This window comes from Campylobacter sp. CNRCH_2014_0184h (assembly GCF_025772985.1).
Classification (GTDB): domain Bacteria; phylum Campylobacterota; class Campylobacteria; order Campylobacterales; family Campylobacteraceae; genus Campylobacter_D.
On record NZ_JAKMTB010000008.1, the window covers coordinates 16,005 to 37,390 of the forward strand.

Below are 21,386 nucleotides of genomic sequence, written 5' to 3' on the forward strand. Positions count from 1 at the left end.
ATTATTTTAACCTTGAAAAAACAATTTTAAAAGTATGATAGCCATCTTCATAGCTGTAGGTTAAATTATAACCGTGAAGATTGCAAATATTATTAATAATATAAAGCCCTAGTCCCATTCCCTCTACTTGGGTATTTTGTTCTCTCACAAAAGGTTTTAAATAATAATCAAAAGTTTTTTTAAGCTGCATCCCTTTATTTCTAACAATTATATAATCCCCAGAGCATATAATCTCACACGCTTTATCATCTGAATACTTAATAGCATTATCAATTAAATTTTTAAGCATTAAAGAAAAGAGTTCTAGATCAGCAATTATCATAGTATCTTCTTTATAGGATATTTTTACTTTTTGATAAAAATCATCCCTCATTAAATAATCTTCAGCCTGCTCTAAAATCAAACTCAAATGATAGGTTTGCAAATTAAGTTGACAATTTCTTGATAAGACTTTTTCGATTTTCCCAAATTCATCAATCAACAATTCCAGTCTTTCAAAAATCGCTACTAGACGATCTTTTTGCTTTTGATTATCTAACATTTCACAAACTATTCTACCTTTGCCAATAGGTGTTTTAAGCTCATGCATAATCATTCTTAAAAAAAACTGTCTTGATTTTACAAGCTCTTGAATTTTATTGATAGCATGATCAAATTCAAAAGATATTTCTGAAATTTCATCATTAATCTGAGAGTATTCAGATAAAGGTTCAATTTTACCTGCACTAATATTTTTAATTTTCTTTTTTAGAATTTTTAAAGGCATTAAAGATCTTAATACTGAAAAATATAAAAATATAATCAAAATCAAACTAAAAAAGAAACTTAATAAAAATAAATATTCTAAACGCGTAGAAGCATTTAATTCATAAAGATGTTTTGCATTCAATCTTTCTACATAGAAAAAAATTTGATTATGATAAATAATAGAAGAAAAACTTCCATACAAAGAATTAATCCTAAATACCTTTTCACCTTTTGCAATGATATGTTTTGCGCTGCGATCATTTTCAACTAATTTAAAAGATTTAGAAAGAAGATACTCATGTATTGAAAAATCTTCTTTTCTTTCTAGATTATATATTATTTTTTCTACAATTTCTTTTTGTCTTCCTTGTTCGTTGGTTAAATAAGAATCAATCTGAACCTTTCCTAAAAGCACAAACAAGGCACAAACAAATAAAAAAGCTGTTGCAAAAAGAACGGTGATTTTAAGATTAATAGTTACTTTCATCCTATTAATTTATATCCTATTCCTCTAACTGAAAAAATATGTTTTGGCGCTTTTGAACTATCACCAATTTTAGTTCTAAGTCTACCAATAATAACATCCAAGCTTTTAGAATCTTTATCTTTTAAGCTTTTGCAATGATACACAAGTTGTTCTCTGCTAACCGAAAAACCATGTTGTCTTATCATATAGCTTAAAATTTCATACTCAGCAGGAGTTAAAACCAAAACCTCATCATTATAACTTATCTCATGTCTTTTTTCATCAATTTTAAATGCCGAATTGATTATTTTCTCGGGAGTTTCATTGGTTCGTTTAGAACGACGAATCAAACTCATAATTCTTGCGTGCATTTCTTTTGGATCATATGGTTTTGGCAGATAATCATCTGCACCTATTTGAAGTCCTACAATTTTATCACTCAAATCACTTCTAGCTGAAGAAATAATAATAGGAATACTATATTTTTCTCTTATTTCACGACAAACTTCAAGACCATCAAGTCCAGGTAAAGTTAAATCAAGAATTAAACAATCATAGTTTTTTATACCAGCACTCATTCCCAAATATGGATCTTCATAATTAGTAACTTTTATATTAAACTGGGCCAAATATTCTGCCAAAAACTCTGCAAAATCTGGATCATCTTCGATCATTAAAACATTAATCATCTCTACCCCTTTAGTGAAAATATGTTACGAACTTAACATTATAACACATAATTTAACTATTCATTTATTTTTTTGCTAAAATTACAATATTAATTTTTCAAGAGAGGAAAAAAGTGGAACTTAATTATTATGAAATACTAGAAATTTCCCAAACTTCAGATAAAGAAACCATAAAAAAAGCATACAGAAAGATGGCTTTAAAATATCATCCTGATAGAAATCAAGGAGACAAAGAAGCAGAAGAGAAATTTAAGCTTGTAAATGAAGCTTATGAGGTGCTTAGCAATGATGAAAAAAGAAGTATATATGATAGATACGGAAAAGAAGGGCTTAAAGGTCAAGCCGGTGGTTTTGGTGGTTTTGGAGATGTTGATTTAGGGGATATATTCTCGAGCTTTTTTGGAGATGGATTTGGTTTTGGCAGCTCAACACGTAAAAAAGAAAAAGGAAATAAATATCCTCAAGATTTAAAAATAACGACAAAAATTAGCTTTAAAGAAGCTGTTTTTGGCTGTAAAAAAAAGATCGATTTTACCTATAAAAGTTTTTGTAAATCATGTAAAGGAAGTGGTTCAGAAAATGGAAAATTAGATACTTGTCCTCATTGCGGAGGAAAAGGGCAAGTTGGTGTTAGACAAGGCTTTATGACCTTTGTGCAAAGCTGTGATCATTGTAAAGGCAGTGGTCAGATTATAAAAGATAAATGTAAAACATGTCATGGTAATGGCTATGAAGAAATAAAAGATCATATAGAACTTGATATACCAGAAGGTATAGACAGCGGTATGAGTCTTAGAGTACAAAATAAAGCAAATGAGCTTCCAAATTCTTCTCAAAGAGGTGATTTATATATCAAAATCATCGTAGAAGATGATGATAAATTTATCAGACATGATGATGATATCTATACCATAGTACCTGTATTTTTTACCCAAGCTGCTCTTGGAAAAACTATTAAAGTATCCACTATAAGAGGAGAGGCTGATCTTAAACTTCCAGTCGGTGCAAAAGATAAACAAAAATTCGAATTAGCCAACGAAGGTGTTAAAAATATTCACAATGGAAAATTAGGCTCACATATTGTACAAATTGAAATAAAATTTCCAAAAACGCTTACTGATGAACAAAAAAATCTACTATTGCAGCTTGAGAAAAGTTTTGGCTTAGCAGATGAAGAAGGCTTTATAGAACAAGAAAGTTTGTTTGATAAAATCAAATCTTGGTTTAGCCACTAAGGAAGTTTTAAAGCCATTTCCATGGCTTTAAAAATTTCTTCTGTTTTTTGACATTCTAAAAATAACTCAAGAGCAAAAACACCTTGCCATAAAAGCATTTGTGTACCATCTTTTATTTTTAAGTCATTTTCTCTTGCTAATTTTAAAAAAGGTGTATTTTTACCATATATCACATCAAAAGCATATTTGGCATGTTGAAAAATACTTTTTAAAATCTCTTCTTGGCAAGGTAATTTTTCATCATTTAAACCTACACTAGTTGTATTGATAATCAAATCAAATTTTTTACTTAAATCAAGTTGATTATATAAAAAACATGGATAGCTAGCTAAATTTTCAAATCTAGCACTAGAACGATTTGCTACTGTAACTTCAATATACATAGATTTTAAAGCATATGCTAAAGCTTTAGCTGTACCCCCAGCACCCAAAATCAAAGCATTTTTGATAAAAGAAAAATCCTCAATTGCTTTTAAAAATCCCAAATAATCTGTATTATAAGCATAAATTTTATTATCTTTATTTAATAAAGTATTAGCAGAGCCTATATGTATAACACTTTCATCTTTAAAATCAGCTATTTTACAAGCTGCTTCTTTAAAAGGTATGGTGATATTAGCACCATCTAACTTTTGAATAATCTCTTTTAGTTTTGCTTTATCTTTTAGATGATATCTTGTATAAACTGCGTCTTCTTTGAGTGTTTGCAAGGCATTATTATGCATTCTTGGAGATTTAGAATGCATAATAGGGTCACCTATAACTGCAAAAGTTTTCATTTTACTCTAAATGTAAAAGCACCTTTTGCAATTTTAGAACGTACTTTTTCTAATTCGGTCTTTAATTCACTCTCTTTATAAGGTCCAACTAAAACTTTCGTTAGCTCTTTGCCATTTACTGTTGTTTTATAAATTTTATAATCATATCCATTTTCTTTAAGTATATTTAATTCTTTTGATTTAGGATCTAAACTATTTAAAGAAAAAACTTGAATATAAGCACCTGAAGGAAGTTGTGTTTGAACATTTGGTGCTTTGATACTTTCAAATAATTCATTTGTATTGCTTTGCTCTGGAGCTTTTGGTTTTTCAACTATATTATTTTTTGGTTTTTCAGAAGGTTTTTGAGTTGGTTTTTCTATAGATTTTTCTATAGGTTTAATCTCTTCTTGTTTTTCTTCCACCTTAGCAGGCTCTTCTTTTGGCTCTATTGTAGTAATTTGATCTAAAACACTATTACTTGGAACTTCTTGCTTTTCTTCTATGGTAGTATTTGTATCATTCAAAGAACTCTCTTCTTTTAATTTTCTAGCTAAAGCTTCAAATTCATCCTCTTCTTTAGCACTATCTGTAATAGGCAAAGAATTAAAATTATTTTCATAAGCAGCTTGCTCTTGTGGTTCTGATGGCATTTGTAATGTTTTTTCTTCACCTGGGTCATTAATTAGCTTCATTACTATCATAACAACTAAAAATACAATGATTAAAATAATCGATCTAAGTAAAATTTTTTTAAGTTTTTCGCTTTTATTGCTTTTTTGCAAAATTATATCATCAAATTCGTTTTTATTGTTTTCTTCCATTTTTCATCCTTTCAAAATTACATATGTTTAGACCAAGAAGCGCCACGTTCTTTTTGATAAACTTCATAAGGCAAGGTTAATATATTAAATTCTCTAGGTATATCCATACTAGGAAAAACCTTCCACTCTACTGGCATCTTTTGAGAAAAAAGTAAAGATAGTTTTGAGCCCAAAGAACAAGCCTCGTTAAAAGTTGTATGTCCTTTATGAATATACAAATGTAAATGATTATTAGTTCTTGTTCTATAAGCAGTAAAATTAATAAAACCTTCTTCTCTTAAAACAAGCTGCGCTCTATGCCAAAAACGCTCCGCGTTAAAACCGTTATAATCAAATACAATATTTTCAACCTTATCAAAACTATTGATCAAAGAATGCGCCACAATTATCTTTTTTTCCATATGCTCTTGTATAACACTAGCGGTTAATGGGGCATTAACTTTTTCAAATTTATCAAAGAAAATTCTACCCTTGTATTCGTATTTATTTACTATAGTATCACGCTTTATATAATAATGGCTTGTAACCATTTTAATTAAAGCTAAATCCATTGTTGTAATCAAAATAAAGCCCTTTCATAAATAATAAAATTACTTGCTAAATCCTTCAGTTTAACCTTAATTTCCTCTTGTAATTTTGTATTTTGTATATCATCTAAAATATCAGCTATATAATTTGCAACAATAGAAATTTGCTCTTCTTTAAAACCTCTTGCTGTTAAAGCTGCTGTTCCAAGTCTTAAACCACTCGTTACAAAAGGACTTCTAGTTTCACCTGGAACAGTATTTTTATTAGCTGTAATACCTGCTCTTTCTAGCGCTAAATCTGCATCTTTACCACTAAATTCTTTATTTAAAAAGCTTAATAAAATCAAATGATTATCAGTACCACCGCTGACTAAATCATATTTTCTATCTATTAAAACTTGTGCCAAAGTAGCAGTATTTTTGATGATTTGCTTAGCATAAATTTTCCACTCATCACTTAAATTATATTTAAATCCAACAGCCTTAGCAGCAATTACATGCATTAATGGACCACCTTGAATGCCTGGAAAAATTGCAGAATTGATTTTTTTAGCAATTTCTTCATCATTACACATGATAATCCCACCCCTTGGACCCCTTAAAGTTTTATGTGTAGTAGAACTTATAACATGAGCATAAGGAAATGGACTAGGATGCTCACCCGCTACAACCAAGCCTGCAATATGTGCAATATCAGCAAACAAGTACGCGCCAACCTCATCTGCTATTTCTCTAAATTTGGCAAAATCAATCACTCTAGGATAAGCACTAGCACCACAAACAATAAGTTTTGGTTTAATCTCTTTTGCTATCTCTCTAACTTTATCATAATTAATTCTTCCATCAAGCTCAACTCCATAAAAAAAGCTTTCATAAACCTTTCCAGAAGAACTTACTTTAGAACCATGAGTTAGGTGTCCTCCATGGCTTAAATCCATACCCAAAATTCTATCACCTGGATTTAACAATGCCATATATACACCTTGATTTGCTTGTGAGCCTGAATTAGGTTGCACATTGGCAAAATTACAATTAAAAAGTTTTTTACATCTTTCTATAGCAATCGTTTCAATCTCATCAACAAATTCACATCCACCATAATATCTTTTACCAGGATAGCCTTCTGCATATTTATTTGTTAAAATACTTCCCATTACCTCCATAACTTCTGGTATGGTAAAATTTTCACTTGCTATCATTTCAAGACCATCGCATTGTCTTGCTAACTCTTTTTGGGTTAAATCAAAAATTTCTTTATCAAATTTTTCCAACATTTACTCTCCTTTTATCTCATTTTTAAGTGGTCTCATGGCTGGGAAAAGCACTACATCACGAATTGATTTTTTATTAATTAAAAGCATAACCAATCTATCTATTCCTATACCTTGTCCTGCAGTTGGTGCCATAGCATAACCTAATGCATTAACAAAATCCTCATCCATTTCGCATGCTTCTTCATCACCTGCATTTTTTGCTTCAATTTGCTTTAAAAATCTCTCATATTGATCTAGAGGATCATTAAGCTCATTAAATCCATTAGCAATTTCTCTACCTGCGATAAACAACTCAAATCTTTCAGCAATATCTACATCTTTATCACTTCTTCTAGATAAAGGACTTATAGAAATAGGAAAATCTATCACAAAAGTAGGATCAATCAATTTATCTTCAACATAATTATCAAAAAGTTCAGCTTGTAAATGACCTAATTCCAATTTTTCATTGGCTTCAAATCCATCTTTTTTTAGCTTTTCTAAGATTAATTCTTTATTATTAATAAGCTCATCATCCAAACCGCCATATTTTTTTAATGCGTCTTTATAAGTAATTCTTTCAAATGGCTTAGAAAAATCAATTATTTTTTCATCAAATTCAAGTTTTTTATCTAATTTTAATTTATCTAAAAGCATAGCAAAAAGCTCTTCTGTTAAATCCATTAAATCATGATAATTATGATAAGCCCAATAAAACTCGATTGTAGTAAATTCAGGATTATGCGTTAAATCCATCCCTTCATTTCTAAAACATCTATTAATCTCATAAACCGCCTCAAAACCACCTACAATCAAACGTTTTAGATATAACTCTGGAGCAATTCTTAAAAATCTTTCCACACCCAAAGCATTGTGATAAGTTACAAAAGGCTTTGCATTTGCTCCCCCTGCAATAGGATGCATCATTGGTGTTTCAACTTCCAAAAATCCTTTGTTGTCAAAAAAAGATCTAATATAAGAAACGATTTTAGAACGCAAAATAAAATCTTTTCTCACCTCACTATTCATAATCATATCAAGATATCTTTTTCTATATCTTTGCTCAATATCTGTCAGCCCATGATATTTTTCCGGTAAAGGCACTATAGCTTTTGTAGCTATTTGAATTTGTTCTACATGAAGACTAAATTCTCCTGTTTTTGTCATAAAAGGAAAACCTTTAACCAAAACAATATCCCCTACTTCAAGATATTTTTTTAAAATAGCAAAGTATTCTTCCCCTAAAATGTTTTGATTGAAATAAATTTGTAAATTATCTTGTTCATCTTCTATATTAGCAAATACTGATTTACCAGCTATCCTAAGAAGCTTTAATCTTCCTGCTAATACTCCATGAGCATTTTCATCACGCTGATTTTCTATATCTTTAATATAGATGAATTTAGCCTTATATTCACTTATACTCATTTCTTTTTTTAAAAAGTGTGGATAAGGGTTGATTCCTAGTTCTTTTAACTCTTGCGCTTTTTGAATTTTTTGTTGCTCTAAAATATTATCAAACATTAAATATACCTTTATTTTTTACTACATTGTGGACATACGCCATAAAGTTGCATTAAATGTCCTGTTAATTTAAAATTATATTCTTTTGCGATTAACATTTGTTGCTGTTCAATAATAGGATTTTCAAATTCTACAATCTCGCCACAACTTTTACAAATCAAATGATCATGGTGAGGTTTATTTGCAAGTTCAAATTTCTTCCCTGAAGCACCAAAAGATATAGAAGTAGCCATACCGGATTCTTCTAACAAATTTAAAGTTCTATAAACTGTTGCAATGCCTACATTTAATTCGGGATTTTTTTGCTTTATTTCTACGTATAGACTTTCTGGAGTATAATGCATATCGCTATTATATAAAGTTTTTAAAAGCACTTCTCTTTGTTTAGTATATTTTAGACCATTATCTTTAAGTGTTTTTTTAAAACGCTCAAGCAAAACATCATATTCAATATTTTCAATTTGCATTATTTACCTCCGAATTTAGACTTAAATTAGAATCTATAATTTGTTCTTGTATTTTATCTAAACCATTTTGAGTAAAATCAGTATTCATTATAAAATCACCTGTTTGTCTAAGTAAATCTAATGTATAGCTATTTTTAGCATATTTTTCTAAGCTTACATTTAAAAATTCTATATTATTAATACAAGCCACTAAAATTGCAAAAATCAAAAATATTTTAGCACTACCAAATAAAAATCCACCTATACGATCTATAAAACCAAGACCACTCATACTAAAAATCTTTGATAATATATTTCCCAAAGTCATACAAGCTACCCAAATTACAATTAACAAAACCAAAAATCCCGCAAAAATCGCAAGATTTTCGTTTTCAATTGCATAAAAATTATTATTAATAATTTCTGCTACTTCTTTAGCATATCTTGAAGCAAGTAAAACCCCACCAACTATGCCTAATAAACCAAAAATTTCCTTAAATAAGCCACTTACCAAGCCTTTTAAACCTAAAATCGCAGTTAAACCTAAAACAAATACATCAAACCAAGAAAAATTTTCCATCTATATTAAACTCCAAATATTTTATTCAATTATCTTAGGGACTATAAAAAATCCATCCTGAGAATTTGGAGCATACTTACTAAGCATATCTATCACATCAGATTTTCTACTTTCATCTAGTCTAAATGGAGTTGCAGCATTTGTAGTGCTGGTCATAGCTTCAACATCATCAAGTTTTAGCTCATCTAATTTTTCTACGAAATTAACAATCTGACTTAATTGTTCTTCTAATTCTTGTCTTTTATCATCGGCAATTTTTAAAGCACTTAGCTTTTCAAGTTTGGTTAATAATTTATCATCAATTTGCATAATTTACCTTAATCTTAATTTTTAACTCAAGAAAACTCTTTTTAGGTTAAAAATTATAACATAAAATCATTTATTTTTTCATTTTTATATGTTACAATTATAGACTTAAAACAATAAATAATGTTTATTCTTGCTAAAAAAGGGAAAATATGGCTTTAAAAGAAAACCTAAAAGCGGTTCAAGCAGAATTAAGCTCTCAAGAGCAAATGATGGAAAATTTTATCAAATCTGAGCGCTTTATAAAAAAATACAAATACTATTTCATTGTAATCATTATACTTTTAATCGCATATCTTAGCGGAAGTTATTTTTACAATCTAAAACAAGAAAGTAATATTCAAGAAAGTAATATAATTTTTAACAACTTATTGAAAAATCCTTCAGATCAAAAATTATTTGAAGAATTAAAACAAAAAAATGCAAATCTATACACCATATTCATGATGAATCAAAACAATCAAGATCTTAATCAAACTTTAAGTCTTAATATAGATCCTTTGTTGAAACAAATAGTACTTGCTCAAAACAATCAAAAGTCAGAATTTTTAAAAGATTATAATACCTTGCTAGCAGGTTTTGAATTTCTAAAACAAAATGATTTTAAAAATGCAGATATAGAATTTAATAAAATACCTATAAATTCTCCTTTATGGCAGATTATTACAAGCTTAAAACATTATCAAGGAATAAAATGAAACACTTTTATTTATTTATTATAACTTTAATATTTTTTAGTGCTTGTGGCACAAAAAGGGAGTATTATCAACCAACACAAACAGAACAACTTCCTTATAGCTCACATAATATTAATGGTAAGATTATCAATTTCAATAACAATATAGCACAATTAAATAGCAATTCCTTTATAGATTCCACGGGGAATATTATTAATTTTAAACTAGATAAAAATTATCATATTTTAAATATGCAACAAGAAGAGGTTCTTATCGGCGATGATAATGGAAATTTTAAGATTTTAAATTTACAAGGAGATGAATTATTTTCTCATAAATTTAACGAAAGTGTAGTGAGTGCAAGTATAGATGGAGATGATATAGCTTTAATTTTAGCTAGCAATACCTTAGTATATGCAAATAAAAATCTTGGTATTAAAATGCTTCAAAATCTTGGCACAGCCTATGCTCAAGATAGTCGTTATGCTAATCCTTATTTTTTAAATACCATTATTATATATCCTATGCTTAATGGAAAATTAGCCATACTTAATAAAAGCACACTAAAAGTGAGTAAAGAAATTTTAGTAAGTAGTGAGGAATTTTTTAACAATATCATCTATCTTCATGTTAAAAATGATACTATGGTTGCTGCAACTGCACAAAAAATCATCGTTGTTACTCCAAATAGAACCTTATATTTAAACGAAAATATTAAAGAAGTAAACACTAATGATAATGAAATTTTTGTACTAACAAAAGATGGAAGAGTTATTAAAAATGATTATAATCTTAGAAAAATCGATGAAGTAAAATTTCAGTTTGCTCTGTTTTCTAAAAGCACCTTGTACAATAACTCTTTGTATATTTTTGAAAAAACAGGTTATTTGATCAAGCTAGATACAAATTTGAAAGATTATACAGTATATAAACTAAGTGAAGCCGTTGATAAAAAAAGTTTTATGACTAATGGTAAATTTTTCTTTCAAAATAAATTTTTACAATTAAACTAAAATGAATCAAGAGCTTAGTGATATTCTTATAAAATATGGGATTGTTTTAAAAAATACTAAATCCTTAGATATCCATGCTTTTAGTAAAAAGAAAAAATTAATTTGTATTTATGGAGAGAATACAAATAAACAGTGTTGTTTGATTTTATTTTCTTTTACAAAAAGTAAAATTTTAACAAAAGAATGTCTAGAATTTGAAAGTATTTTTCAAAATATAAACCAAACTCTAAACTTAAATTTTCAAAATTATTTTATATTTCACCAAGCTTTAATTTGTTCTAAAGCAAAAGAATATCTAGCTACCAAAGGGATTAAAAATTATGCTTTTATGTGATATTGGTAATACAACCGCTAGTTTTCTGAATGAGCAAAAATTTTATTCTATGAGTATTGAGCAGTTTTTACAATACGAACCTACACAAAAAGTATTTTATATCAATGTAAATCCAAATTTAGAGCAAAGATTAGAACAAAATCCTTTATTTATCAATCTTGCCTCATATTTTAATTTTGATACTATTTATGAGAATTTAGGGGTTGATAGAATAGCAGCATGTTACACTATAGAAGATGGTGTTGTAGTTGATGCGGGTTCTGCAATAACTGTAGATATTATTTCTAATTCTATTCATCTTGGGGGATTTATACTCCCAGGTATTGAAAGCTATAAAAAGTCTTTCTCCAATATTTCATCACGTTTAAGATACGAGCTAAACACACAGATTAATTTTGATGCTTTCCCTCAAAGAACCGTTGATGCTTTAAGTTATGGAGTTTTTAAAAGCATATATTTACTTATAAAAGATAGTGCATATGATAAAAAATTATATTTTACAGGCGGAGATGGGCAATTTCTTGCAAATTTTTTCGACTATGCAATTTATGATAAATTTTTAATTTTTAGAGGTATGAAAAAAGCTGTTTGTGAAAATTTTATACTTTAAAATTTATTTCTATACCCATGCGCTTGAAATTATAAAATTTATTTACTCAAAACAACTATATTTTGATATTATTAGCAAAACCAAACACACAAAAGGAATTGATAACAATGGATCAAAAACATTTTGATACCGTGGTAATTGGCGGTGGGATTTCTGGTGCTGCAGTATTTTACGAGCTGGCTAGATACACAAATATTCAAAATATTGCTTTGTTAGAAAAATACAATAGCGCTGCAACTTTAAATAGCCATAGCACAAGCAATTCACAAACTATCCACTGTGGTGATATAGAGACAAATTACACTTTAGAAAAAGCAAAAAAAGTTAAAACAACAGCAGATATGATTGTAAAATATGGTCTTTTGCAAAATGCACAAAATAAGTTTATGCACTCACACCAAAAACTCGCACTTGCAGTTGGAGACAAAGAATGCGAGTATATGAAAAACAGATATGAAGAATTTAAAGAATTATATCCTTATATTAAATTTTATACTAAAGATGAAATTAAGCAAATAGAACCTAATGTTGTATTAGGCGAAGATGGCATAAATGATAGAACCGATGAAGTAGTAGCTATGGGTGTAGAAGCAGGAGCGGTTTATACTACAGTAGATTTTGGCTTGATGAGTCAAAATCTTATAGAGCAAGCTTGCAAACAAGGAAAAAATACTCATGTTGCCTATAATCAAGAAGTTGTGTTTATAGAAAAAAAAGATGATATTTTTTATATTAAAACAAAAGATTTTAAAGAATATAGCGCGAAATCTATTATAGTAAATGCAGGAGCGCATTCTTTATTTTTGGCACATAAAATGGGTATAGGATTAGATAAATCTTGCTTTCCGGTTGCAGGAAGTTTTTATATGTCTAAAAGAAAAATTTTAAATGGTAAAGTTTACATGGTGCAAAATCCAAAACTACCATTTGCTGCGCTACATGGTGATCCTGATTTATTAGCTAATATGAATACACGCTTTGGCCCTACTGCCTTAGTTATCCCTATGTTAGAAAGATACCATGGTTTTAAATCACTACCTGAATTTTTCAAAACACTTAACTTAGACATGAATGTAGTTAAAATTTGTTTTAATCTTTTTAAAGATTCTACTATTAGAAATTATATTCTTTATAATTATTTGTTTGAAATTCCTTATATTAACAAAAGACTTTTTGTAAAAGATGCCAAAAAAATAGTTCCTAGTTTAAAAACAGATGATATTTACTATGCTAAAAACTTTGGCGGAGTGCGTCCTCAAGTGCTTGATAAAAAGGCAGGAGAATTAATGCTTGGTGAAGCAAGTATCACTGAAATTCCAGGTATAATTTTCAATATGACACCAAGTCCAGGTGCTACAAGCTGTCTTGGCAATGGTTATAGAGATGCAAAACTTATTTGTCAATACTTGGGTGCTAATTTTAATGAGGATTTATTTACTAGCGAACTACTATAAAAAGGATAAAAAATGCTAAAAAAAACAAAAATAGTTGCAACGATTGGACCAGCAAGTGAAAACGAAGCTACAATAAGACAAATGATTATTAATGGGGTGAATGTTTTTCGTTTAAATTTTTCACATGGAACCCATGAGTATCATAGTCAAAATCTAGCTACTATTAGAAAAGTAGCAACTGAACTTAATGCAAGAATTGGAATTTTGCAAGATATTAGTGGACCAAAAATTAGAACCTTAAAAATTCCAGAAGCTTTTGAATTAAAAAATGGAGATAGACTAGACTTTTACAAGGATACTTTTGAAGGAGAAAAACTTTCTAATGAACATTATAAAGTCTGTATTAATCATCCTGAAATTCTTTCAATGCTAAAGGTAGGAGAATACATCTATCTTTGTGATGGCTCCATCAAAACTAAAGTAGTGCAAGTTGAAAAAGATTTTATCCAAACCCAAGTAGAAAATAGCGGGGTGCTAAGTTCAAACAAGGGAATTAATTTTCCTAATACAAAAATTAATATCGATGTTATCACCCAAAAAGATAAAGATGATCTTGCATGGGGTATTAAAAATGATGTTGACTTTTTAGCCATCTCTTTTGTACAAAATGCTCATGATATTGATGAAGTTAAGAAAATACTTGATGAAAATAATGCCAAAATTGCTATTTTTGCAAAAATAGAAAAATTTGATGCTGTTGAAAATATCGATGAAATCATAAATTGCAGTGATGGTATAATGGTAGCAAGAGGGGATTTGGGTATTGAAGTGCCTTATTATAGAGTGCCGAATATACAAAAACTCATCATTAAAAAGGCTAACGAGGCTAATAAACCTGTCATCACTGCTACTCAAATGCTTTTTTCGCTTGCAAAATCCAAAACTGCCACAAGAGCTGAAATTTCAGATGTTGCTAATGCGGTACTTGATGGCACTGACGCAGTTATGCTTAGCGAAGAAAGCGCAGTAGGGATTGATCCGGCAAATGCGGTTGATATTATGACTCAAACCATTATAGAAACAGAAAAAAACTATCCTTATGAAAAATTTGAAACCTTTAAATGTTTCAATGAAACCGATATTATTGCCAAATCAAGCACACAACTAGCAACCGATTTAAATGCAAATGCAATTTTTACCATCACAAGTAGTGGTGCTTCTGCGGTTAAAACAGCAAGATATCGTCCAAAAATGGATATCATAGCTATTACTCATTCTAAAAAAGCTTTAAATTTTTTAAGTATAGTTTGGGGAGTTCAACCTGCTATATTAATAGAAAAACATGAAAATTTAACAGAGCTTTTAAGCAATTCTGTAAAACTTGGAGTCGAAAAAGGCCTTATGAAAAAAGATGGAGTTTATACTCTTACTGCAGGTTTTCCAATAGGTGTTGCAGGAAGTACAAATTTAATTAGAATTTTACAAAAAGATCAAATTGAATATTATTTAAGTTTGGGAAAATAACCCAAACTTAATATTCTTCTTCTATCAAATCACATAAACAATGTATAATTAAAATATGCATTTCTTGAATTCTAGCTGTATCATCGCTTGGAATGACTATATTATGCTCACATAGTTCATTCATCACTCCACCACCCTTTCCACTGAGTCCTATACACTTAGCACCAATTTCTCTAGCTTTTTCAAAAGCTTTAATCACATTTGGACTTTTTCCACTAGTAGAAATTCCAATCAACACATCATTATCACTAGCTAAAGCTTCAACTTGTCTTGAAAAAACAAATTCAAAACCATAATCATTTCCTATAGCACTTAAAGCAGAAGTATCAGTGCTTAGAGCAATAGCAGCTAAAGCCTTTCTTTCTTTTTTATATCTTCCGCTAAGTTCAGCTGCAAAATGCTGGCTATCTGCAGCGCTTCCACCATTTCCACAAATTAAAATTTTCCCACCACTTTTCAAGCACACTTTTAACTCTTGAGCAACCATAGCAATTTGCTCTTTTAAACTCAAACTTTGTTCTAAAGTTTTTTGATGTTGAATAAATTCCTTTTCGATTTTATTTATCATTTGCAATCCTATTAATTATATTGGTAGTGCTAAATCCATCTTCAAAGTCGATCAATTCTACTTTTTTTACTAAATTTGAACCCACTACCTCTTTGTCTTTATAATCAGCTCCCTTAACTAGCACATCAGGTTTTAAAAACTCTATCAATTCATAAGGAGTATCCTCATCAAAAATCACTACATAATCTACAAAATACATGCTCGCAAGCATACATGCACGTTGAAACTCTAAATTTATAGGTCTTGAATTTCCTTTTAGTCTTTTTACGCTTTCATCTGAATTTAAACCTACAACTAAGATATCTCCTAATTTTTTAGCTTTTTCAAGATATTTTATATGACCATAATGCATAATATCAAAACACCCGTTGGTAAAAACTACTTTTTGATCTTGTAGCAATTTTACAAGCTCTTCTTTGCTTTTAATTTTATCTTCAAAAGAAGCTTTTTTGAGGTTTTTTATCTCTTCTAAACTTACACTCACACTTCCTACTTTTGCTACCACAACAGCTGCTGCATCATTTGCTAGCTCGCACGCTTTTACAATATCAACTTTTAAAGCCAAAGCATAAGCAAGCATAGCTATAACACTATCTCCAGCTCCTGTTACATCATAAACCTCCAAGGCTTTTGCAGGGATAATATGTAATTTTTCATCAAAAAGTGCTATTCCTTCTTCAGATAAAGTTATGATAGAATAAGCTAAATTTAAATCATCTTTTAATTTTTTCAAAGCTTTTTCTAAATTATCAATTTTTTCTACACCCAAAGCTTGAATAGCTTCTTTTTTATTTGGAGTTAGTAAGGTTGCATTTTGATATTTGCTAAAATCACTTCCTTTTGGATCAATCAAAATAGGTAAATTTAAAGTATTTGCATGCTCTATCAAAGCTTTTGTTACTTTTGAAGTTAAAACTCCTTTGGCATAATCACTCAAAACAATCGCATCATAATCTTTTGCGATTTTTTTATACTCTTGAATAATTTCATCTTCTAATTTAGTATCAAAATCATTCTCATCATCAAGTCTTAAAACTTGCTGAGAATGTGATAAAACTCTGCTCTTAAGAGGGGTTTTTCTATCTTTTTCTACTAATAATTTTGCATTTAAATTCTCTTTTAAAAATCTTCCACTCTCATCATCACCCACAAGTCCTAGAGCAAAAACCTCAGCACCAAGACTTTTTAAATTTGCATATACATTACCAGCTCCACCTAGTCTTTTGTCTTCTTTTTGTGATTTCATCACCATTACAGGAGCTTCTGGAGAAATTCTAGTACAATCACACCATATATAATGATCCACCATAAAATCCCCAACAACTAAAATTTTTGGCTTTTTAGAACTTAAAAAATCAAGCATTTACTTCCTTTTCATAAAGCCTTTTAATCTCATCTAAATAATCTTTTATTCCCTCTTCAAGACTAAATTTAGCTTTATATGAAAAACTCTCATCTAATTTTGCTTGAGTATGAAATTGATAAGCATTTTTATAAGGATTAGGAATATACTCACAAGGATAATTAGTGTTTAATTCTTTTTGTAAAATATCAACTATATCTTGAAAAGTTCTTGCCTTACCTGTAGCTACATTATAAATTCCGCTTTTTGCTTCTAAAGCTTGCAAATTTGCACTCACAACATCTTTAATATATACAAAATCACGATAAATTTGATCACTTCCTTCAAATAAACGCGGACTTTTGCCCGCTAAAATTTGATGTCCAAATTGCAAAATCATAGAAGCAGTGCTATTTTTAAAAAATTCTCCCTTGCCATATACATTAAAATATCTAAGTCCAACTATATGCATTTTATTAAAGTATTTTTTTGCTAATTTATCCATCATTAATTTTGAAAATGCGTAAGGATTTTTAGGAGCTTCACTTAAATTTACAGTTTGTGGGCTTGGTGCATCTCCATAAACTGAAGCTGAACTCGCATAGATCAATTTTGCATTAAGCTCCAAAGCAAGTTCTATAAAATCTTTAAAAGTGTTTAAATTAGTCTTTAAAACTTTGTTTTGATCATAAACAGTTGTATCTGAAATTGCAGCCTTATGAAAGATCGCATCGGGTTTAAAATCTTTTATAACTTTTAAAGTTCTTTCATCATTAATATCACCCACATAAAGCTCACCTTCAAAATCTAAAATATTTTTAAAATGACCAAAGCTTTCTAAATTTCCATTTTCAAAAGTAGTGCTTGAACGCATTTTATCTACAATCAAAACTTCATGTTTATCTTGAAGTTCTAAAGCAAGTGCAGAGCCTATAAAACCTGCTCCACCCGTTATCACTATTTTCATTTTCTATCCTTTAAATAATGCAAAAGTTCTTTTAAATTTTTAAAGACCTTATAGTTTTTATCATCATTATAATTTTCATTAATCAAAAATAGATTTTTTACACCAGCATTAATTCCAGCTTGCATATCGCTTAAATTATCCCCTATAAAAAAAGATTGTGAAAAATCTATATCAAATTCTTGTTGTGCTTTTAAAAGCATGCCAGGTTTTGGCTTACGACATTCACAATTTTCTAAATGTGGGCAGTGATAAATTTTTTCTATTCTAATGTTTCTTTTTAAAAACTCATCCAGCATATATGAACTTAAAATTTCAAAATCTTTTTCACTATAATAAGCTCTTGCAATGCCTGATTGATTAGTAGCTACAAAAATTAAAAAATTTTGCTTTTGAAAAAATTCGCAAAGTTCAAAAATACCATCACAAAATTCAAAATCACTGATCTTATGAACGTATTTTTTATCTATATTAATAATCCCATCTCTATCTAAAAATAACGCCCTTGTTTTCATAAAAAAATTATAATGTATTTTTATTAAGATTTTTATAATTTATCAAGTAAAAAAGTTTTTTAAGCGACTTTAAATAAAAAAAGCTTATAATTCAAAACATTTTATTTTCAATTTATATAGGAGTGATACAATGAAAAAGCTACTTGTTTTATCAGCTTTAGCATGTCTTGGTGTTTCAGCTTTTGCTGCAGATGGTGCTACACTTTACAAAAAATGTGCAGTATGTCATGGTGCTAAAGCAGATAAAGTTTATCTTAACAAAGTTCCTGCTTTAAATTCTTTAACTGCAGCTGAAAGATTGCAATACATGAAAGACTATGCAGCAGGTAAAAGAAACGCTTATGGTCAAGGTGCTATCATGAAAATCAACCTTAAAGGTTTAACAGAAGCAGATTTCAAAGCAATTGAAGAATATATCGAAAGCTTAAAAAAATAATTTAACAGCCTTTATGGCTGTTTTTTGTTCTTTTCTAAAGCTTCTTTTTTTCTTTTTTCTAAAATCACCGCATCATTTAAAGCTTCTTCACTATCATTTAAAGTAGTAAATTTATAATCATCATCAAATTGTTTATTCTTTATACCCCAAAGCAAAGCGCAAATTGCCAAAAACAAAGCAACCAAAGAAACACCTATCATCATCATTAAAACACCGTTCATTTTTTAATCCTTAAAGCATTTAAAATTACTATTATACTACTAAAAGACATTGATAAAGCTGCGATTAAGGGATTAATCAAACCAAAAAAAGCTAAAGGCATGCTAAAGGCATTATAAAATAAAGAAAAAGCCAAATTTTGTTTAATAATTTGATAAGTTTTTTTAGCTATTTGTATGGCTTTTTCTAAGCTTTTTAGGTCATTTTTTAACAATATAATATCACTATTTTCCATAGCAAGTTCAGAACCTTCTTTTAAAGAAATCCCAACACCTGCATAAGAAAGCGCTAAAGCATCATTTACTCCATCTCCTACCATTAAAACCTTACCTGTTTGATTTAAATTAGCTATTATTTGCATTTTATCTTCTGGCATACACGAGGCTTTGAAATTATTTATTTTTAATTTTTCAGCCACCTTACTCACAGCAGATAAATTATCACCACTTAACATATAAATTTGCATTTTACATTCTTTCATAAATCTAATCAACTCTTCAGAGCTTTCTCTCATACTATCTTCTAACTCAAAAACTGCCAATATAATTTTATTTTTAGCAAATATAAAATGCGTGGTTTGAAATTCTTGTACTTGTATATGATTTTCTTTGAAAAATTTCTCATTTCCTCCCAAAAATTCATCTTTACCCAAAAAAGCTTTATAACCTCTTGCTTGAAAATTTTGAACTTTTTCAAATTCTATTCTGCCATCGATTTTTTCATCTAAAAATTTCAAAATGCTTTTAGCCACTGGGTGGTTAGTCAGGTGTAAGAAATTTAATAACTCATTTTTATCCAAACTCTCATCCAAAAAGCTTTTTTTAACTTCTAAACTAGCCTTTGTTAAAACCCCTGTTTTATCAAACACAGCCACATTGCACTTGCTCAAATCCTCCACAACACCTGCTTCTTTGAATAAAATTTTTTCTTTCAAACCAGCACTAATTGCCACTAAAGAACTCACCGGAGTAGCCAAAGCCAAAGCACATGGGCAAGCTATAATTAACACAGAAACCATGCGTATCATAGCCTCTTCAAAACCCAAATTTAACACAAAAAAAGTAAAAGCAAAACAAAGTAAAGCACAAGTTAAGATAATAGGTGAAAAATACTTACTTACTTGCTGTACCATTTTTTCTATTTTGGCTTTTTTTGAACTTGAGTTTTCAAGTAAATTAATAATCCTAGCTAATTTAGAATCCTTATAAAGTGCATTTGCCCTATATAAAGCATTCCCGCTTAAAACCAAAGAAGCAGAATAAATCATATCATCTTTTTGCACATCAAGTGGTAAACTCTCTCCACTTAAACTAGACATATCCAAGCTAATATTACCACTAACACACACTCCATCTATTAAAATTCTATCGCCTTCTTTTAATTCTATAATATCTCCTATTTGTACTTCTTCTACATCGATATTTTCTATTTTGTCATTTTTTAAAACCCTTACTTCACTACTTAAAAACGATCGTAAATGATCAAGCGTATCAAGGGCTTTTTTCTTACTTAAAAGCTCTAAGTACTTTCCTATAAAAACAAAACAAATAATCATCGCCACAGAATCAAAATACACTTGCGAAGCTCTTGAAAACATTGCCCATATTGAATATATATAAGCTAAACTTGCCCCACTAATTACCAAAGTATCCATATTAACACTTTTAAATTTCAAAGCATAATAGGCATTTTTATAAAAGATTGAGCCTGTATAAAAAAGCACAGGAGTACAAAGTAAAAATTCAGCAAAATGTAAAATATCCTTAGTATCAGCTTCCATGCCACTAAAAAATCCAGCATACTTGGCTACAGATATCCACATGATATTCATCACACAAGCTATGGCAACTATTAATTTTGCATAAAAATCTCTTTTAGTTTGGGTTGCTCTTTGTTCATTCTTTGTAGGCAAATACACACTAGCTTTATAACCAATACTTTCTATGCTTTGGATAATTTTTGCTAAATTTATACTTTTTTCATCAAAAACAATTCTAGCTTTATGAGTAATAGAATTAATATCAACTTCTATCACCCCTTCACTTTTAATGAGAATTTTTTCATTAAGCCAAACACAGGCGGCACAATGAATTTCTTCTATAAGTAAAAAAATCTCACTAAAACCTTCTTTGGTTTTTTGTATGTATTTTTCATAATCTTTAACATTATGTTCTATTATGGCAGGAGTTAGGGTTTGATTGCCAAGTTTTTCATAAAATTCTTCCAAATTATTTTCTTGTAAAATCTCATAAACACTCTCACAACCCTTACAGCAAAAATAATTTCCATTTTTTTCTATCATTTGATCTTGTCTGAAACTTAATTGGCAGTGTTTACATTTCATCTTATACTTTCTTCAATAATTTTTTACAATATTTTATCATTTTTTAAAATCACTATTTTAAAAATTATTTACAAAGCTATATTATAATTTT

24 protein-coding genes are annotated in these 21,386 nt (G+C 29.1%); 8 read left to right on the forward strand and 16 right to left on the reverse strand.

All coding sequences use genetic code 11. The annotated features are described in order from the left end of the window. Position 1: 1 nt before the first annotated feature. Both L8X36_RS06995 and L8X36_RS07000 read right to left on the reverse strand, forming a co-directional pair. Complete coding sequence (locus tag L8X36_RS06995) at positions 2-1,234, reverse strand: ArsS family sensor histidine kinase (RefSeq protein ID WP_263664177.1); 1,233 nt, start codon at positions 1,232-1,234, stop codon at positions 2-4. Further along, entirely contained in the window at positions 1,231-1,902 is a 672-nt protein-coding gene (locus L8X36_RS07000; protein ID WP_012661225.1) for a response regulator transcription factor, read from the reverse strand. The genes L8X36_RS06995 and L8X36_RS07000 overlap by 4 nt, the downstream gene beginning before the upstream one ends. Before the next feature lie 113 nt (positions 1,903-2,015). Between L8X36_RS07000 and dnaJ the strand changes: the two genes are divergently transcribed. Continuing rightward, positions 2,016-3,137, forward strand: coding sequence for a molecular chaperone DnaJ (dnaJ, locus tag L8X36_RS07005; protein WP_263683193.1), 1,122 nt, complete (start codon positions 2,016-2,018; stop codon positions 3,135-3,137). Here the strand turns inward: dnaJ and L8X36_RS07010 are convergent. The 8 genes from L8X36_RS07010 to gatC are packed head-to-tail and all read right to left on the reverse strand — an operon-like array spanning position 3,134 to position 9,358. Then, positions 3,134-3,916: a shikimate dehydrogenase gene (locus tag L8X36_RS07010; protein ID WP_263683194.1), complete on the reverse strand. Its 783-nt coding sequence runs from the start codon at positions 3,914-3,916 to the stop codon at positions 3,134-3,136. The genes dnaJ and L8X36_RS07010 overlap by 4 nt on opposite strands. Continuing rightward, positions 3,913-4,719, reverse strand: coding sequence for an SPOR domain-containing protein (locus L8X36_RS07015; RefSeq protein ID WP_263683195.1), 807 nt, complete (start codon positions 4,717-4,719; stop codon positions 3,913-3,915). The genes L8X36_RS07010 and L8X36_RS07015 overlap by 4 nt, the downstream gene beginning before the upstream one ends. A 17-nt stretch (positions 4,720-4,736) precedes the next feature. Further along, the gene (locus tag L8X36_RS07020) at positions 4,737-5,282 is read right to left on the reverse strand and encodes a DUF1882 domain-containing protein (RefSeq protein WP_012661221.1); all 546 of its coding nucleotides are present in this window, start codon (positions 5,280-5,282) and stop codon (positions 4,737-4,739) included. Continuing rightward, complete coding sequence (locus tag L8X36_RS07025; protein ID WP_263683196.1) at positions 5,279-6,520, reverse strand: serine hydroxymethyltransferase; 1,242 nt, start codon at positions 6,518-6,520, stop codon at positions 5,279-5,281. The genes L8X36_RS07020 and L8X36_RS07025 overlap by 4 nt, the downstream gene beginning before the upstream one ends. Beyond that, the gene (gene lysS / locus L8X36_RS07030) at positions 6,521-8,023 is read right to left on the reverse strand and encodes a lysine--tRNA ligase (RefSeq protein WP_263683197.1); all 1,503 of its coding nucleotides are present in this window, start codon (positions 8,021-8,023) and stop codon (positions 6,521-6,523) included. Positions 8,024-8,034: 11 nt separating this feature from the next. Beyond that, on the reverse strand, positions 8,035-8,490 hold the full coding sequence (locus tag L8X36_RS07035; protein ID WP_263683198.1) for a Fur family transcriptional regulator: 456 nt from the start codon (positions 8,488-8,490) through the stop codon (positions 8,035-8,037). Then, positions 8,480-9,049, reverse strand: coding sequence for a CvpA family protein (locus tag L8X36_RS07040; protein WP_263683199.1), 570 nt, complete (start codon positions 9,047-9,049; stop codon positions 8,480-8,482). Before L8X36_RS07040 ends, L8X36_RS07035 begins: the two co-directional genes overlap by 11 nt. A 21-nt stretch (positions 9,050-9,070) precedes the next feature. After that, a complete protein-coding gene (gene gatC / locus L8X36_RS07045) occupies positions 9,071-9,358 on the reverse strand; it encodes an Asp-tRNA(Asn)/Glu-tRNA(Gln) amidotransferase subunit GatC (protein WP_263683200.1) in 288 nt (95 codons plus the stop codon). A gap of 149 nt (positions 9,359-9,507) precedes the next feature. Between gatC and L8X36_RS07050 the strand changes: the two genes are divergently transcribed. The 6 genes from L8X36_RS07050 to pyk all read left to right on the forward strand — a co-directional run bounded on the left by L8X36_RS07050 (position 9,508) and on the right by pyk (position 14,907). Beyond that, positions 9,508-10,053 (forward strand): hypothetical protein, encoded by a 546-nt coding sequence (locus L8X36_RS07050; RefSeq protein ID WP_263683201.1) that lies wholly within the window; start codon positions 9,508-9,510, stop codon positions 10,051-10,053. Next, positions 10,050-11,045 carry a hypothetical protein gene (locus L8X36_RS07055; protein WP_263683202.1) on the forward strand — a complete coding sequence of 332 codons (996 nt, stop codon included), beginning with the start codon at positions 10,050-10,052 and terminating at the stop codon, positions 11,043-11,045. Before L8X36_RS07050 ends, L8X36_RS07055 begins: the two co-directional genes overlap by 4 nt. Before the next feature lies 1 nt (position 11,046). Then, positions 11,047-11,379, forward strand: a complete 333-nt coding sequence (locus tag L8X36_RS07060) for a hypothetical protein (RefSeq protein WP_263679603.1) — start codon at positions 11,047-11,049, stop codon at positions 11,377-11,379. Further along, a complete protein-coding gene (locus L8X36_RS07065; RefSeq protein WP_263683203.1) occupies positions 11,366-11,989 on the forward strand; it encodes a type III pantothenate kinase in 624 nt (207 codons plus the stop codon). Before L8X36_RS07060 ends, L8X36_RS07065 begins: the two co-directional genes overlap by 14 nt. A gap of 107 nt (positions 11,990-12,096) precedes the next feature. Further along, positions 12,097-13,443, forward strand: coding sequence for an FAD-dependent oxidoreductase (locus tag L8X36_RS07070; RefSeq protein ID WP_263683204.1), 1,347 nt, complete (start codon positions 12,097-12,099; stop codon positions 13,441-13,443). A 12-nt stretch (positions 13,444-13,455) separates the two neighbouring features. Then, positions 13,456-14,907, forward strand: a complete 1,452-nt coding sequence (gene pyk / locus L8X36_RS07075; RefSeq protein WP_039668148.1) for a pyruvate kinase — start codon at positions 13,456-13,458, stop codon at positions 14,905-14,907. 7 nt (positions 14,908-14,914) lie between these two features. On the opposite strand, the gene gmhA is transcribed toward pyk, so the two are convergent. From gmhA to L8X36_RS07095, 4 genes are read right to left on the reverse strand one after another with little or no spacing between them, the layout of a single operon-like run. Then, on the reverse strand, positions 14,915-15,475 hold the full coding sequence (gene gmhA / locus L8X36_RS07080; protein ID WP_263683205.1) for a D-sedoheptulose 7-phosphate isomerase: 561 nt from the start codon (positions 15,473-15,475) through the stop codon (positions 14,915-14,917). After that, the gene (rfaE1, locus tag L8X36_RS07085; protein WP_263683206.1) at positions 15,465-16,838 is read right to left on the reverse strand and encodes a D-glycero-beta-D-manno-heptose-7-phosphate kinase; all 1,374 of its coding nucleotides are present in this window, start codon (positions 16,836-16,838) and stop codon (positions 15,465-15,467) included. The genes gmhA and rfaE1 overlap by 11 nt, the downstream gene beginning before the upstream one ends. Beyond that, positions 16,831-17,784: an ADP-glyceromanno-heptose 6-epimerase gene (gene rfaD, locus L8X36_RS07090; protein WP_263683207.1), complete on the reverse strand. Its 954-nt coding sequence runs from the start codon at positions 17,782-17,784 to the stop codon at positions 16,831-16,833. Before rfaD ends, rfaE1 begins: the two co-directional genes overlap by 8 nt. Next, the gene (locus L8X36_RS07095; RefSeq protein ID WP_263679610.1) at positions 17,781-18,296 is read right to left on the reverse strand and encodes a D-glycero-alpha-D-manno-heptose-1,7-bisphosphate 7-phosphatase; all 516 of its coding nucleotides are present in this window, start codon (positions 18,294-18,296) and stop codon (positions 17,781-17,783) included. Before L8X36_RS07095 ends, rfaD begins: the two co-directional genes overlap by 4 nt. A 130-nt stretch (positions 18,297-18,426) precedes the next feature. Between L8X36_RS07095 and L8X36_RS07100 the strand changes: the two genes are divergently transcribed. After that, a complete protein-coding gene (locus L8X36_RS07100; RefSeq protein WP_039668143.1) occupies positions 18,427-18,732 on the forward strand; it encodes a cytochrome c553 in 306 nt (101 codons plus the stop codon). Between the two features lie 11 nt (positions 18,733-18,743). Here L8X36_RS07100 and ccoS read toward each other — a convergent pair whose 3' ends face one another. Then, positions 18,744-18,953, reverse strand: coding sequence for a cbb3-type cytochrome oxidase assembly protein CcoS (gene ccoS, locus L8X36_RS07105; protein WP_039668142.1), 210 nt, complete (start codon positions 18,951-18,953; stop codon positions 18,744-18,746). Beyond that, complete coding sequence (locus tag L8X36_RS07110) at positions 18,950-21,295, reverse strand: heavy metal translocating P-type ATPase (protein ID WP_263683208.1); 2,346 nt, start codon at positions 21,293-21,295, stop codon at positions 18,950-18,952. The genes ccoS and L8X36_RS07110 overlap by 4 nt, the downstream gene beginning before the upstream one ends. Positions 21,296-21,386: the final 91 nt, after the last annotated feature.